General features: G+C 63.1%; 11 protein-coding genes. 2 read left to right on the forward strand and 9 right to left on the reverse strand.

The genetic code is table 11. From position 1 onward, the window contains the following. Positions 1 to 63: 63 nt before the first annotated feature. The 4 genes from PALO_RS05955 to PALO_RS05970 all read right to left on the reverse strand — a co-directional run bounded on the left by PALO_RS05955 (position 64) and on the right by PALO_RS05970 (position 5,199). Positions 64 to 990 (reverse strand): T3SS (YopN, CesT) and YbjN peptide-binding chaperone 1, encoded by a 927-nt coding sequence (locus PALO_RS05955; protein WP_004811552.1) that lies wholly within the window; start codon positions 988 to 990, stop codon positions 64 to 66. A gap of 195 nt (positions 991 to 1,185) precedes the next feature. Next, on the reverse strand, positions 1,186 to 4,035 hold the full coding sequence (locus PALO_RS05960) for a vitamin B12-dependent ribonucleotide reductase (RefSeq protein WP_015582815.1): 2,850 nt from the start codon (positions 4,033 to 4,035) through the stop codon (positions 1,186 to 1,188). A gap of 81 nt (positions 4,036 to 4,116) precedes the next feature. Further along, positions 4,117 to 4,623 (reverse strand): transcriptional regulator NrdR, encoded by a 507-nt coding sequence (gene nrdR / locus PALO_RS05965; protein WP_015582816.1) that lies wholly within the window; start codon positions 4,621 to 4,623, stop codon positions 4,117 to 4,119. Positions 4,624 to 4,848: 225 nt separating this feature from the next. Further along, on the reverse strand, positions 4,849 to 5,199 hold the full coding sequence (locus PALO_RS05970) for a hypothetical protein (protein WP_015582817.1): 351 nt from the start codon (positions 5,197 to 5,199) through the stop codon (positions 4,849 to 4,851). Between the two features lie 283 nt (positions 5,200 to 5,482). Between PALO_RS05970 and PALO_RS05975 the strand changes: the two genes are divergently transcribed. Then, positions 5,483 to 6,166 carry a LexA family protein gene (locus tag PALO_RS05975; protein ID WP_015582818.1) on the forward strand — a complete coding sequence of 228 codons (684 nt, stop codon included), beginning with the start codon at positions 5,483 to 5,485 and terminating at the stop codon, positions 6,164 to 6,166. A gap of 9 nt (positions 6,167 to 6,175) precedes the next feature. On the opposite strand, the gene PALO_RS05980 is transcribed toward PALO_RS05975, so the two are convergent. From PALO_RS05980 to miaA, 4 genes are all read right to left on the reverse strand, one after another. Beyond that, the gene (locus PALO_RS05980) at positions 6,176 to 8,224 is read right to left on the reverse strand and encodes an ATP-dependent DNA helicase (protein ID WP_015582819.1); all 2,049 of its coding nucleotides are present in this window, start codon (positions 8,222 to 8,224) and stop codon (positions 6,176 to 6,178) included. Further along, positions 8,214 to 9,665 carry a GTPase HflX gene (gene hflX / locus PALO_RS05985; protein WP_015582820.1) on the reverse strand — a complete coding sequence of 484 codons (1,452 nt, stop codon included), beginning with the start codon at positions 9,663 to 9,665 and terminating at the stop codon, positions 8,214 to 8,216. Before hflX ends, PALO_RS05980 begins: the two co-directional genes overlap by 11 nt. 122 nt (positions 9,666 to 9,787) lie before the next feature. After that, positions 9,788 to 10,612, reverse strand: coding sequence for a diaminopimelate epimerase (gene dapF / locus PALO_RS05990; RefSeq protein WP_015582821.1), 825 nt, complete (start codon positions 10,610 to 10,612; stop codon positions 9,788 to 9,790). 4 nt (positions 10,613 to 10,616) lie between these two features. Next, positions 10,617 to 11,576 carry a tRNA (adenosine(37)-N6)-dimethylallyltransferase MiaA gene (gene miaA, locus PALO_RS05995; protein WP_015582822.1) on the reverse strand — a complete coding sequence of 320 codons (960 nt, stop codon included), beginning with the start codon at positions 11,574 to 11,576 and terminating at the stop codon, positions 10,617 to 10,619. Between the two features lie 117 nt (positions 11,577 to 11,693). Here miaA and PALO_RS06000 point away from each other — a divergent pair, with 117 nt between their 5' ends. After that, a complete protein-coding gene (locus tag PALO_RS06000) occupies positions 11,694 to 11,894 on the forward strand; it encodes an antitoxin (protein WP_015582823.1) in 201 nt (66 codons plus the stop codon). Between the two features lie 152 nt (positions 11,895 to 12,046). On the opposite strand, the gene miaB is transcribed toward PALO_RS06000, so the two are convergent. Further along, a complete protein-coding gene (miaB, locus tag PALO_RS06005) occupies positions 12,047 to 13,531 on the reverse strand; it encodes a tRNA (N6-isopentenyl adenosine(37)-C2)-methylthiotransferase MiaB (RefSeq protein WP_004811566.1) in 1,485 nt (494 codons plus the stop codon). Positions 13,532 to 13,579 lie beyond the last annotated feature (48 nt).

A 13,579-nucleotide genomic window follows, 5' to 3' on the forward strand; every position in this document is an offset into this window, starting at 1 on the left:
GGGCGTCAACCCCTTGTCACATTGTCCCACCACTTGCCTTGTGACAAAGGGATCGGGTCCGGATCATTCTTCAAAAGTGGTTCTGCCGTGCAGCTTGCGAGCCAGTTCGTTGTCCAACCCGTCAGCCAGCCTGGACATGATGGAGACTGCCTGGTGCAAGTGCGCCGCAACGAACGGACGAGCCATCACTGACATCGTGACGAAGACCCGGTCCTGATGCAGGGCGAAGCGTCCGTAGCGGGACTGGACGTTGAGGTCGTTGAGCACCTCGACGGCTCGAGACCGTCCCTCAATGTTATGGACGAGAGCTGCGAAGAGCAGTAGTTCAGAGGCGTCAGGAGTGGTTCGCACGAACACCATGCAGGTGCCCACCCGGATGGCGAAATCTCCCTCGCTGTCGCGAATGGCGGGGTGTCCGAAGATCTGGGACAGCTCGTCGGCCACGAGGCGGTCGAGGTGATCCTTGTCGACCGGCATGATGGCGGGGACGCTGGCCGCCTCGGTGGGAGACAGCGGAGGTTCGGGCTGCAGAATCTCCGCGAGCTGGTCGGGGGCCAGGAAGACCGGGTGGGGGACACCGAAGATGTCGCGCAGGGTCGTCACCGCCAGCTCAGCAAGCTGTTCACTGTCATCCTGGCTTCGGTAGACCCAGTAGTTGTCAGTCTTGTGAGAGGTGCAGGTTCCGGGGTTCTGCCATCCCAGGGAGCTCAGTCCGTCGAGCTGGCCGGGGGTGAGCTGAGAGCTGTCCGGTAGACAGCTGTTGCTCGACGCCTCGGCCAGAATCATCGCGGTGTCATTACTGTGATCGGGGTCATCCTGCACGAACCGGATGAAGGGCGTGGGGTCATTGCGCGCTGACATGGTCGAGATCGTCAACTCACCATCGTCGTCAATGACGGAGACGACCTCGGCCAGACGCTCGGTGAACTGGTCCCAGGCCTGTGCCGTACTGCGATCCAGGTCGAACGCGAAGTCTGGTGGCTCGTCCATGCCTCCAACCTAGTAGGTCCGGAGGCAGATGTGCGGCCTGTGCTCGTCTTCCGGTGCCATCTGGTGAACGTGCATGGTTGGACACACGCATGGGCCTCGGCATCCGGAAGCCGACGGGTGCGATGACGCGCACACGCCAAGGGCCGGGGCACAACCTCTGCTGTACCCCGGCCACCTGATCAGATCATGACGTCATCAGCTGCAACCGCTGGTGGATCCACAGCCTTCGCAGACATAGCAGGATCCTGACGGACGCATCTTCGTTCCGCAGGTCATGCACAGCGGGGCATCGACCTCACGGCCCATCTGCTCCTCGAGCAGCTCGGCACTGGTGTGGGCACCAGCGACTCGCTCAACAGCCTCCTGAGCAGCGAAGAGCCCGGGCTGGTTGGCACCGTCCTCGTGCACCCGGACGCGGTCGGCCGGGGTGTCCTTGAGGGTCTCGGAGTCGATGAGCCCGCCCTCCTCCTCGTCTGACGCGTAGGAGCCGGTTTCGACGTATCGGGCACGCTCAGCGGCGGTGTAGATACCCAGCTCGGCGCGCTCGTCGAAGTCCAGGTAGTCCAAGGCCAGACGACGGAACACGTAGTCGATGATCGACGAGGCGATCCGGATGTCCGGGTCGTCAGTCATACCAGCAGGCTCGAACTTGAGGTTGGAGAACTTCTGGACGAAGGACTCCAACGGCACGCCGTACTGTAGACCGATGGACACCGCGATGGAGAAGGCATCCATGACGCCGGCCAAGGTCGAACCCTGCTTGCCGAGCTTGAGAAAGATCTCGCCCAAGCGGCCGGAATCGTAGGCACCAGTCGTGAGGTAACCGCCAGCTCCAGCGACCTGGAAGCTCGTCGTGCGGCCCATGCGCGACTTCGGCAGACGCTGACGACGCGGCCGGTACTCGATGCGAACCTCCGGCTCGGCCTTCTCCTCCTCCTTCTTGACCTCGGAAAGAGGCTGGCCAACCTTGCAGTTGTCGCGGTAGACGGCCAGGGCCTTGAGGCCAAGCTTCCAGCCCTCCATGTAGACGTTGGCGATGTCCTCGACGGTGGAGGACTCCGGCAGGTTGACGGTCTTGGAGATGGCACCAGACAGGAAGGGTTGGACGGCAGCCATCATCCGCACGTGGCCCATCGGCGCGATGAAGCGGGTGCCCATGGCGCAGTCGAAGACCTCGTAGTGGGCCTCGTCCAGGCCGGGAGCTCCGACGACCGAACCGTTGTCGGCGATGTAGGCCACGATCTTCTCGGACTGCTCAGGGGTGTAGCCGAGGTTCTTGAGGGCACGCGGCACCGTCTGGTTGACGATCTGCATCGAGCCACCACCGACCATCTTCTTGAACTTCACCAGCGAGAAGTCCGGCTCGATGCCCGTGGTGTCGCAGTCCATCATGAAGCCGATGGTGCCGGTCGGGGCCAGCACCGAGGCCTGGGCGTTGCGGAAGCCATTGGTACGGCCCAGCTTGACGACCTTGTCCCACTCGGCCTTGGCAGCAGCGAGGACGGTGGTGTCATTGTCGTGCAGCGGATGAACCTGGCGGTTGGCGTCGCGATGCTTGGCCATGACGGCCTGGTGCGGCTCGGCATTCTCGGCGTAGCCAGCATAAGGACCGACGATGGCCGCCAACTCGGCGGAGCGTCGGTAGGAGACACCGGTCATGACGGAGGTGATGGCAGCAGCCAGAGCACGTCCACCATCAGAGTCATATCCCAGGCCCAGGGCCATGAGAAGGGCACCCAGGTTGGCGTACCCAATTCCGAGCTGACGGAAGTTGCGGGTGGTCTCCCCGATGGCCTCGGTCGGGAAGTCGGCGAAGCAGATGGAGATGTCCATCGCGGTGATGACCAGCTCGACGGCCTTGGTGAACTTCTCGACGTCGAAGTGATCATTCTCGTCGAGGAACTTCAGCAGGTTGAGGCTGGCCAGGTTGCACGAGGAGTTGTCCAGGCTCATGTATTCCGAGCACGGGTTGGAGGCATTGATCCGACCGGTGTTCGGGTTGGTGTGCCAAGCATTGATGGTGTCGTCGTACTGCAGACCGGGGTCAGCGCACTCCCAGGCAGCCTGGGCGATCTTGCCGAAGAGCTCCTTGGCATCGACGGTGTCGAGCACCTTGCCCGGCTCGGTGCGGGAAGTCAGCCCGAAGGACTTGCCCTGCTCGACCGCCGTCATGAAGGCATCCGAGACGCGCACCGAGTTGTTGGCGTTCTGGTATTGGACACTGGTGATGTCGCGGCCACCCAGGTCCATGTCGAAGCCGGCATCGCGCAGGGCGCGGATCTTGTCCTCCTCGCGAGCCTTGGTCTCGATGAATTCCTCGACGTCCGGGTGATCGATGTCAAGGACGACCATCTTGGCAGCGCGACGGGTGGCGCCACCGGACTTGATGGTTCCGGCAGACGCGTCGGCGCCGCGCATGAAGGACACCGGGCCGGAAGCAGTACCGCCGGAGCTCAGCAGCTCCTTGGAAGAACGGATACGGGAAATGTTGAGACCGGCACCAGAGCCACCCTTGAAGATGAATCCCTCTTCCCGGTACCAGTTGAGGATCGACTCCATGGAGTCGTCCACCGAGAGGATGAAGCAGGCACTGACCTGCTGAGGGCTCGTCGTACCGACGTTGAACCACACCGGGGAGTTGAAGCTGAAGTACTGATGGACCAACAGCCAGGTCAGCTCCTCACCGAAGACCTTGGCGTCCTCCTCAGAGGCGAAGTAGCCGTTTTCACGTCCGGACGTCACGTAGGTCTTGACGACACGGTCGATGAGAGTCTTGAGACTGTCCTCACGGGCAGGAGTGCCCAGGGCGCCACGGAAGTACTTGTTCGTGACGATCGTCGAGGCGTTGACGCTCCAGAAGTCGGGGAACTCGACTCCGCGCTGCTCGAAGACCACGTCACCGGTGCGCCAGTTCGTCTGCACGACGTCGCGACGCTCCCACGTCACCTCGTCGTAGGGATGGATACCCTCGGTGCTGAAGGTGCGCTCGACGTGCAGCCCCTTGGAGCGGCTCGTCCTGCGTGGTGCGGACTTGGTCTCGGTCATGGCTCCCTCTAGATATTCGGTGATACGGGTGGTTTGGTGTCGGTACTTGTCGTGAGCTGAGGCGCACTTGGCCACGGCTCGTCAGAACAGCGGCTCGTCCTGCTTCGAAGGCCGCTTGCGGCCCGGGGACCGCACTTTCTCGGGAGACTCATCACGCAACCGATCGATCTCGGTGGCGAAGTCCTCGATGGTGTCGTAATTGAGATACACACTTGCGAACCGCAGATAGGCGATGGGATCCAGCTCACGAAGTGGGCCCAGGATTGCCAACCCAATCTCGTCGCTCGGAATCTCCGCGACTCCTCGGGCTCGAAGGCCGTCCTCGACGCGTTGACCCAACAAGGCCAGGTCGGCATCCGTGACCGGGCGTCCTTTGCATGCATTGCGCACACCACGGATCACCTTGTCTCGGGAGAAGGGTTCTTCGATGCCGTTGCGTTTGTGAACCGTCATCTGCATGCGCTCGATGGTGGTGAACCGTCGTTCACACACGGGACACTGCCGTCTCCGACGGATCGCAGTGCCGTCCTCGCAGACTCGGGAGTCCAGGACTCGTGAGTCGTCATGCTGACAGAACGGACAGCGCATCGTCGCCTCCTTCCCCGACCTTGCTGGGTTCCGAACGGCAGATACGCCGTCGATCCAGAAGACTACTCCGAACTTGGACCGAAAACACAACTTGTAGGGATGGTGAGGTTACTCGCCACAACATCTGGTGTCGAGAGGGATCATTGAGGATGTCGTTTGATCGTTCGTCAAGCTGCCACGCGTGACACGCCGAAGATGCTCAGTCCACACGACCACCTTCCACCGTCAGGACCTGATATCAGGCAGGTCGTCCGACTGATGTCCATCGGTCTGGACGACGGCAGCCGGGTCGGGGTGACCGCTCTCGGAGTTGCCCTGCCACACCTGACCAAGGCGTCCCAGGGACAGGATCACACCAACGATCATCACGACAACGGTAGCCATCACGGCGACGTCCCAGAACCGATCGTGGACGGGTTCATGGCGTGCGACGGCACTGGGACTCCCTGCCATCAATTCCTGACGATCGATGACGACCACCGGCTCGGCCAGCTCATCCTGCCACGGTCCGATGACCAGGTCACCTTGCCGACTGGTCGTCGTCTCAACATCCCACTCGTACGTCTGAGCACTCATCGGATCACCTCTCTGTCGACGAGAGCCATCCGCTCCCGTCAGCGGTCCCCGGAATGGATCCCGGGGAAGGGCCCGGCGGCACAACCTCCGCCGGCACCATCCATGACATCCGACCCGACCGACAGGTTCACCGTCATCAGACTGGAACACCAGGAGAACAACCTAGTCAGAAGCAATTCACAGGTTTCCTGAGAGCTCAGATCGACGCCGTCCCCATGCTCCGGAACAACCATCAAACAGAGCCGACGGGGAACTGTCGTACCCGACCTATACCGTGACTGGCATGACCACCGATACGCCCGGAACCGACTCCTCGGACTCGGCCGCCGTCTCGTCGGCTGTCCCGTTCACCACTACCCGTCAACCTTCTGCCAAGGAGCACGCGGTGCTTACCGCCGTCAAGGAAGGGCTGCGTCGCGACGGTCGCGCACCGACTGTTCGTGCCCTGGCTGACATGACGGGAGCAGCCAGTACATCGACCGTCCAGAGGCGTATCTCCGCGCTCATCGATCTCGGCCTGCTGCGACGCACTGACGGCACCCTCGAGGTCGTTGAGGACATCGTCGACGTCAATGATCCGCACGGACCCCAGGCCTTTCAGATCGAGGTTTTCAACCCGAATGAAATTGCCGATGACGAGCATCACGACACTGTCATCGCGGTTCCCTCCCAGTTACTGAGCCACGGAGACCACGTGGTGGTCGTCGTCCGTGACGATGGGATGGCACCCGATTTCCACGTCGGAGACCTTGTCCTCGTCCAACAGCTACCCGTGGCGGACCTTCCCGACGACCCGCCCGAGACCTATTTCGTGGCGGCCACAGTGGGTGGCACGACCATCATCCGTTCCTTGGCCAAGCTCGGAGGGAAACCGTGGCTGATGGCCTCGAACCCCGCTCACTCACCGGTAAACCTCGATGATGCTTCTCTCATCGGTCGCGCCGTCTCCATCATGAGACGACTGTGACCCTGGTGGTCACTCCCCCAGCCTGCGCAGAGCTCCGACAGCCATCTCACGATCCGTTGTCGTCCAGAACGAGGGCATGGACGCCCTCAAGAAACCGCCATATCGCGCCGTCGCCAACCGCGGGTCCAGAACCGCAACGACTCCCCGATCGTCGGAACGTCGAATGAGCCGGCCCGCCCCCTGGGCCAACAGGAGGGCCGCATGTCCGGCCGACACCGTCATGAATCCATTACCGCCAGCATCCTGAACTGCCTTGCCCCGTGCCGCCATGAGCGGGTCATCCGGACGTGGGAAGGGAATCCGGTCAATGATGACCAACCGACACGTGTCACCAGGAACGTCCACCCCCTGCCACAGGGACAAGGTCCCGAAGAGGCATGTCCGCGGATCAGCCGTGAATCGGCGCGTGAGATCGGCCAGATGTCCCTCCCCCTGACACAACACCGGAATGTCCGGCATGACCCTGCGCATGTGTTCGGAAGCAGCCACCGCGTTGCGGTGGGAGGAGAACAGCCCGAGGGTACGTCCACCAGCGGCCCAGATCAGCTCGGCAAGATCGTCGAGAACCTCTGGCGCGATGCCATCTCGACCCGGGCGCGGCAGGGACTTACCGACATACAGAATCCCCTGCTTCGAGTAGTCGAACGGTGAGCCGACGTCAACCCCTCGCCACCCCATCTGAGTATCGAGAACCTCCGGAGCGTCCCCCTCGATCTGCTCACGTGGCGACAGCCCGACGTTCCTTGCCGTGGCCAGGAAACTACCGCCGATGCACAAGGTGGCCGAGGTCAGGATCGTGATCGCCCCCGCGAAGACGTTCTCGCGCAGCAGGCCTGCCACGCTCAATGGAGCGACGTGAATGCTGCGGTACCCCTTCTCCGATTCCGAGACCCACACCACGTCAGCAACTGCCATCGACACCATGCGGTCGACGATCTCGAAAACCTCGCGCATGGTGGCCTGAGCTTGCACCCTCTCGGCGTCGACGGATTCCCTGGAATCCTCGTCCCGTCGACCCAACTGGCTCACTGCTTCCCTGGCCAGATCTCGCAATACCGTGCACGCCTGTATGACCTGAGCCTCGGGCTCGGTGACCTGTCCCGGCTCGGTCGCTTCCAAGGCCCTGGCCAGCACGTCCGCCTGATTGAGCAGATCAGCGCTCACGTCGTCGTCAAGCCATGTCGAGGCCCGTTTCGACGTCATCGTCACGAGGGAGGGAGACAGCCCCTTGGAAGCAGCCCCGGTGAACCGATCCACCAGCTCGTGGGCCTCGTCGATGATGACGGTGTCGTGCTCCGGCAACACGTTGTTACCGTTCAGCGCATCGATCGCGAGCATGGCGTGGTTGGTGACGACGAGGTCAGCCTTTCGGGCCTTCTCACGGGCTGCTTCGGAGAGGCACTCGCTGCCGAAGGGACAGCGCTGAGCCCCTAGACACTCGTTGGCTGGCACACTTACCTGGGCCCACGCCAACGGAGTGTGCGGAGGTGCGTCATCACGATCGCCGAGCCCCGACTCCTCGACCTGCTTCTCGGCCCATTCACGCAGCATGACGACCTCGGCGCCTAGTGCGGAGGCCGGCGCCGTCCCAGCCTCCCTGGTGTCCTCGGCCTCAGCCGCGAGATCAGCCCCAGGGACCAGGGCGTCCTGTCCTCTGGCCCCCGCCGATCCACCGCGAACCTTGTGCAGACAGACGTGGTTGTTGCGCCCCTTGAGCACGGCCACCTTCGGCCTACGGGACAGGACCTTGTCCGAGGCATCGAGAATTGCCGGAATGTCCTTGTGGGCGAGCTGCGTCTGCAGGGCAAGGGTGGCAGTGGCGACGACGACCTGCGCCCCTTCCTCGACACAATGGACCAGAGCAGGCGCCAAATACCCCAAGGATTTTCCGGTTCCGGTTCCGGCCTGAACCAAGAGATGCAGTTCCTCACGCATCGCCTGGTCGACGGCCTCGACCATCGTCACCTGGCCAGATCTCTCCTGACCCCCCATCTGGGAGACGGCTACGCCGAGGAGATCGCGACACATCTTGCTGACCTCAGCCGGCTCACGCGCCATGACACGCCTCCTCGACCTCAGCGGCCAGCGCAGGATGAAGATGGGCGATGACATGGGTGCCATCGGCGGTGTGGTCAATGAGTTCGATCGTCCCGTCGCGGTGGATCTTGTCCATGAGGTCTCCGCGCGCATAGGGCATGACCACGTCAACCTTCTGGGACGGCACCGGCAGCGACCCCTCGATGGCTGTTACGAGGTCGTCGATTCCCTCTCCGGTATGAGCCGAGATGACATGGGCACTGGGAAAGGTCGACCGCAACGTCAAGATGGTGTCGTCGTCGAGACGATCAATCTTGTTGAGTACCAGGATTTCAGGAATGTCGCTGGCACCGATTCCCGCGAGCACACCACGCACGGCGTCGACCTGCCCGATGGGGTCGGGGTCAGATGCATCGACGACGTGCACCAGAACGTCTGCCATTGCCGTCTCCTCGAGGGTCGAGGCGAAGGCCTCGACGAGGTCGTGGGGAAGATGCCGCACGAAGCCGACGGTGTCGGTGAGGGTGTAGACGCGACCATCCGCCGTCGTGGTACGACGGGTGGTGGGGTCGAGGGTGGCGAAGAGGGCATCCTCGACGAGCACTCCGGCACGGGTCAGCCGGTTGAGCAGGGAGGACTTCCCCGCGTTGGTGTATCCGACGATGGCGGCGGAGGGTACCTTGTTGCGAAGGCGATCAGCCCGCTTGGAGGCACGGGTGGACTCGATGCGCTTGAGACGACGACGCAGCACAGCGATGCGATGACCGATACGTCGTCTGTCGGTTTCGATCCGGGTCTCACCGGGGCCACGACCACCGATACCGGCGCCACCAGCCGCGCGACCACCCGTCTGACGGGAGAGGTTTCCGCCCCAGCCACGCAGCCTTTGCTTGAGGTAGTTGAGCTGGGCCAATTCGACCTGAGTACGACCTTCCACGCTACGAGCGTGCTGGGCGAAGATGTCGAGGATCAACGCCGTCCGGTCCACCACCTTGATCTTGACGCGGTCCTCGAGGTTTCGAAGCTGAGCGGCGTCGAGTTCACCATCACAAATGACGGTGTCAGCTCCGGTGGTTCGGACCACCTCGGCGAGCTCAGCCACCTTGCCCGAACCGATGTAGGTCGCCGGATCCGGGGTCGTTCGCCTCTGCATGACGGCCTCGAGGACCTGTGACCCCGCGGTCTCAGCCAGTGACTTGAGCTCGGCCATGGCGTTCTCGGCATCGACAGCCGACCCCTTGGTCCACACCGAACAGAGCACCACCCGTTCGAGCCTCAGCTGTCGGTACTCGACCTCCGAGATGTCGGACAGGTCGGTCGACATGCCCGGCACACGAGTCAAGGACAACCGGGCATCCAGGTCGAACTGGTCACCGTCATATTCGTTCTGATCGTCGTTGAAGTCCTCAACGAATTCGGGCGCATCCTCGCGCTCGTCGTCGAATCGTTCGGTGTCGCTCACCCGGTCCCCGTCCTGTTGGCCCACTGTCTCGTGCCCTCAATACCTCGTGCTTCGAGGTCATCGGGCCAAGTGTAGGAGGAGGAGCCGACAGGTCAACGGCGGTTCATTGACCTCGGTGTTCCTCATTCCTCGGGAAGGCTGACCGTCCCGGTCGCGAGAATGACCGCAGGGCCCGTCAGCACCGCGTCATAGCCGTCGTCAGCAGGGGTGAGGGTGACGATGACGTGGCCACCGGGCACATGGACTGTCCACGGACCACGGTGACCGGTACGGGTGGCCATCGTCGCTGCCACGGCCACGGTTCCGGTACCGCACGACATCGTCTCTCCCGATCCGCGCTCATGGACCCTCATCGAGACCGAATGGCCGTCCAGCTGCTCGACGAATTCGACATTGGCCCCCTCGGGGAAGGCCGACCGTGGACGCCAGGTGGGCGATTCGTCGAGGTTGAGCGCAGTGACGGTGGTGTGGTCTGTCACGACCACAGCGTGTGGGTTGCCGACGTCAACCTTGCATGCCGGCCACCACATGTCCTGATGTTCGATGGTGAGGTCGTCGCCCTCGACCCGGACCGTCCCCATCGTCACCGACACATCGCCGTTGTCATACAGGCTGACGTGACGAACACCGGCCCGCGTCGCGACGTCAGCCTCGTCACCCGCGATGCGCCCGGTCCGGGCGAGGTGCCGCGCGAAGACTCGTAGTCCGTTGCCGCACATCTCCGCGACGGTGCCGTCGGCATTGCGGTAGTCCATGAACCACAGTTCCGGATCGCCGTCCCACCCGGCGACGTCGCCGGCCCGCAGAGCCTGCAGGGTGCCGTCGCCGCCGATACCGAATCGACGGTGGCACAGCCACCGCACCTGCCCAGGGGTCAGGGGCTCGGGGCGGTCGACGATGACGAAGTCATTGCCGGTCCCGTGTGCCTTCCAGAACGTCGTCGTCATGTCGTCAATCCTCCTCGTCGGTGGACAGGGCGGTCAACACCCGCGCCACAACCTTGTCGTCGAGATCGGGATCAAGTGCATTGAACCATTCGATACGCTCGTCCCGGCGGTACCACATGAGCTGTTTCCGGGCGAAGCGGCGGGTGCCGGTCACGGTACGACGACGGGCCTCCTCCTCGTCATACTCGCCGTCAAGGAACTCCAGCACCTGCCGGTATCCCAGCGCTCGACTTGCCGTGAGGCCGTCCCTCAATCCGACGTCGACCAAGGCACGAACCTCGTCGACCAGTCCGTTCTCCCACATCTGGTCGACGCGATCGGCTATCCGTCGATCCATGTCCTCACGAGGAAGTTCCAGACCAATGTGCACCGTGTCAGGCCAGTGGGAGGTGCCGTCGGGAATGGTGGCGGTGAAGGATCCGGTGAGGTCAATGACCTCGAGGGCTCGCACGATCCTCCTGCCATTCCCCGGCAGGATCGATTCAGCCGCCTTGGAATCCCGTCGTGCCAGTTCCTTGTGCAGGGCCTCCGGACCTTCGGCCTCCAGACGTTTCTGCCACTTCGCCCGTACCGTCGGATCAGTGGGGGGAATAGTCATCTCGTCGACGATGGCCTTGGTGTACAGGGCCGAACCGCCGACGAGCACCGGGACGACACCGCGAGACAAGCACTCTTCGGTCGCTTCGCGCGCCAACTTCTGCATGAGGACGATTGAGGAGGGCTCGGTGACGTCAAGGATCGACACCACGTGGTGCCTCACTGCACGCTGCTCGGAAAGGGTAGGGGTGGCGGTACCGATGTCCATCCCCCGATACACCACCATTGAATCAGTGTTGACGATCTCGGCGGGGCGCCCTTCACGTCCCAGGCGTGAACAGACTCGCACCGCCAACCCTGATTTTCCGCTGGCAGTAGGCCCGAGAAGACAAATGACCGGCAAATTCACACGTTCATCCTTACGCACGGCAACGACATTGCGGGGCCAACGCGTAGAGCGAAAAACCTCACATGAGTGGACCATCTCGTGTGTAGCCTAAAGGGGTCATCCCCGAGAGGGGGAAAACTCCCGAAAGGAGATCACATGGGACTCTTCGACAAGGCCAAGGACGCCATCAGCGACCACCAGGACGACATCAAGGACCAGGTCAGCCAGCACAGCGACAAGGTCGAGCAGGGCATCGACAAGGCTGGCGACACTGTCGACGACAAGACCGGCGGCAAGTTCTCCGATCAGATCGACAAGGGCCAGGATGCCCTCAAGGACAAGCTTGGCGACCTCTGAGTCGTCCACGACATGACGCGGCCCGTCCCCTGAGGGGACCTGCTCCGGATGGGAGCGGATGAGCTGCGACACGAGGGGTGGTGCTTCACTGAGCACCATCCCTCGTCGCATGTCTGAATAGGTTTCACAGCAGGCTCCGAGCCACCCCCTTGTCAGCCCTGCGCCGCGCCGATCGTCGGAATACCGAGCATGGTGACGCCGGGCTGAGCGCATGACCCTTCACGGATCTGCCATGCGTCGCCGCCACGGGTATGGCGCAGGTTCACCAGGCCACCATCGGCAACCAGGTGATGGGGATGACCGGACGTGATGACGACCTCTCCAATGTCGCCCGGACGCGGAACCTCGTCATCTGGGGCCAAGCTGACATGAACCAGGCGGTTGTCCCGGGCCCTTCCGGTGACGCGATGGGTGACCTCGTCCTTGCGCCCCTCGCCCTCGGCGAACATCACCTCAACGGTGCGACCGACCTGAGCCTTGTTTTCCTGCCAGGCGATGTCGTCGACGAGATCGACGAGGCGTTCGTAGCGTTCCTGGACGACCGGCTTGGGGACCTGGTCCTCCATGATCCCTGCCGGGGTGTTGGGACGAATGGAGTACTGGAAGGTAAAGGCAGCGGAGAACCTCGACTCCTCGACGACACGCATGGTTTCGGCGAAGTCCTCGTCGGTCTCCCCGGGGAACCCGACGATGATGTCTGTGGTGATGGCGGCGTCCGGAATGGCCTCGCGCACCCGGTCAAGGATTCCGAGGAACTTCTTGGACCGGTAGGATCGGCGCATCCGGCGCAGCACCTCGTCAGACCCGGACTGCAGAGGCATGTGCAGGCTGGGCATGACATTGGGGGTCTCGGCCATGGCCTCGATGACGTCATCGGTGAAGGCGGCCGGGTGGGGTGAGGTGAACCGCACCCTCTCTAGACCGTCGATCTCACCGCAGGCCCGCAGCAGCTTGGCGAAGGCGCCACGATCACCGAACTGAACTCCGTAGGAGTTGACGTTCTGACCGAGCAGGGTGATCTCCTGGACTCCCTCGTCAACGAGGGCTCGGATCTCCGAGAGAATCTCACCGGGGCGTCGGTCGGTTTCCTTGCCGCGCAGCTGCGGAACGATGCAGAAGGTGCAGGTGTTGTTGCATCCCACCGAGATGGAGACCCAGGCCGAGTATGCCGAGTCGCGTCGGGTGGGCAGGTTCGACGGAAAGGTGACCAGGGACTCCTCGATCTCCACCTGGGCCGTGGCATTGTGACGGGCGCGCTTGAGCAGGGCCGGCAGGGAGCCCACGTTGTGGGTGCCGAAGACGACGTCCACCCATGGTGCCCGCGCGACGACCGTGTCCTTGTCCTTCTGAGCCATACAGCCGCCGACGGCCAGCTGCATACCGGGGTGAGCCGACTTCACCGAGGCCATGTGGCCGAGGGTGCCGTAGAGACGATTGTCGGCGTTCTCCCGGACTGCACAGGTGTTGAAGACGACGACGTCAGCCGGCGCCAAGGTGTCGGTTCTGGGATCGGGAACGTAGCCGGCCTCCTCGAGGAGACCGGCAATGCGCTCGGAGTCATGGACATTCATCTGGCATCCGTAGGTCACGACCCGGTAGGTCGGGGCCTCGGTCTGCCGCACGGTGTTACTGGGCATGGCGCGAACACTCTACGTCATCAGCCCACGTACCGGACCAGCCCGTCC

Origin of the sequence: Cutibacterium avidum 44067 (assembly GCF_000367205.1) — a bacterium.
Taxonomy (GTDB): Bacteria; Actinomycetota; Actinomycetes; order Propionibacteriales; family Propionibacteriaceae; genus Cutibacterium; species Cutibacterium avidum.

What these genes read in the sequence shown, in the direction of transcription:
- PALO_RS05955 (WP_004811552.1), bottom strand. Translation starts at nt 990, where the DNA reads ATGGACGAGCCACCAGACTTCGCGTTCGACCTGGATCGCAGTACGGCA.
- PALO_RS05960 (WP_015582815.1), bottom strand. Translation starts at nt 4,035, where the DNA reads ATGACCGAGACCAAGTCCGCACCACGCAGGACGAGCCGCTCCAAGGGG.
- nrdR (WP_015582816.1), bottom strand. Translation starts at nt 4,623, where the DNA reads ATGCGCTGTCCGTTCTGTCAGCATGACGACTCACGAGTCCTGGACTCC.
- PALO_RS05970 (WP_015582817.1), bottom strand. Translation starts at nt 5,199, where the DNA reads ATGAGTGCTCAGACGTACGAGTGGGATGTTGAGACGACGACCAGTCGG.
- PALO_RS05975 (WP_015582818.1), top strand. Translation starts at nt 5,483, where the DNA reads ATGACCACCGATACGCCCGGAACCGACTCCTCGGACTCGGCCGCCGTC.
- PALO_RS05980 (WP_015582819.1), bottom strand. Translation starts at nt 8,224, where the DNA reads ATGGCGCGTGAGCCGGCTGAGGTCAGCAAGATGTGTCGCGATCTCCTC.
- dapF (WP_015582821.1), bottom strand. Translation starts at nt 10,612, where the DNA reads ATGACGACGACGTTCTGGAAGGCACACGGGACCGGCAATGACTTCGTC.
- PALO_RS06000 (WP_015582823.1), top strand. Translation starts at nt 11,694, where the DNA reads ATGGGACTCTTCGACAAGGCCAAGGACGCCATCAGCGACCACCAGGAC.
- miaB (WP_004811566.1), bottom strand. Translation starts at nt 13,531, where the DNA reads ATGCCCAGTAACACCGTGCGGCAGACCGAGGCCCCGACCTACCGGGTC.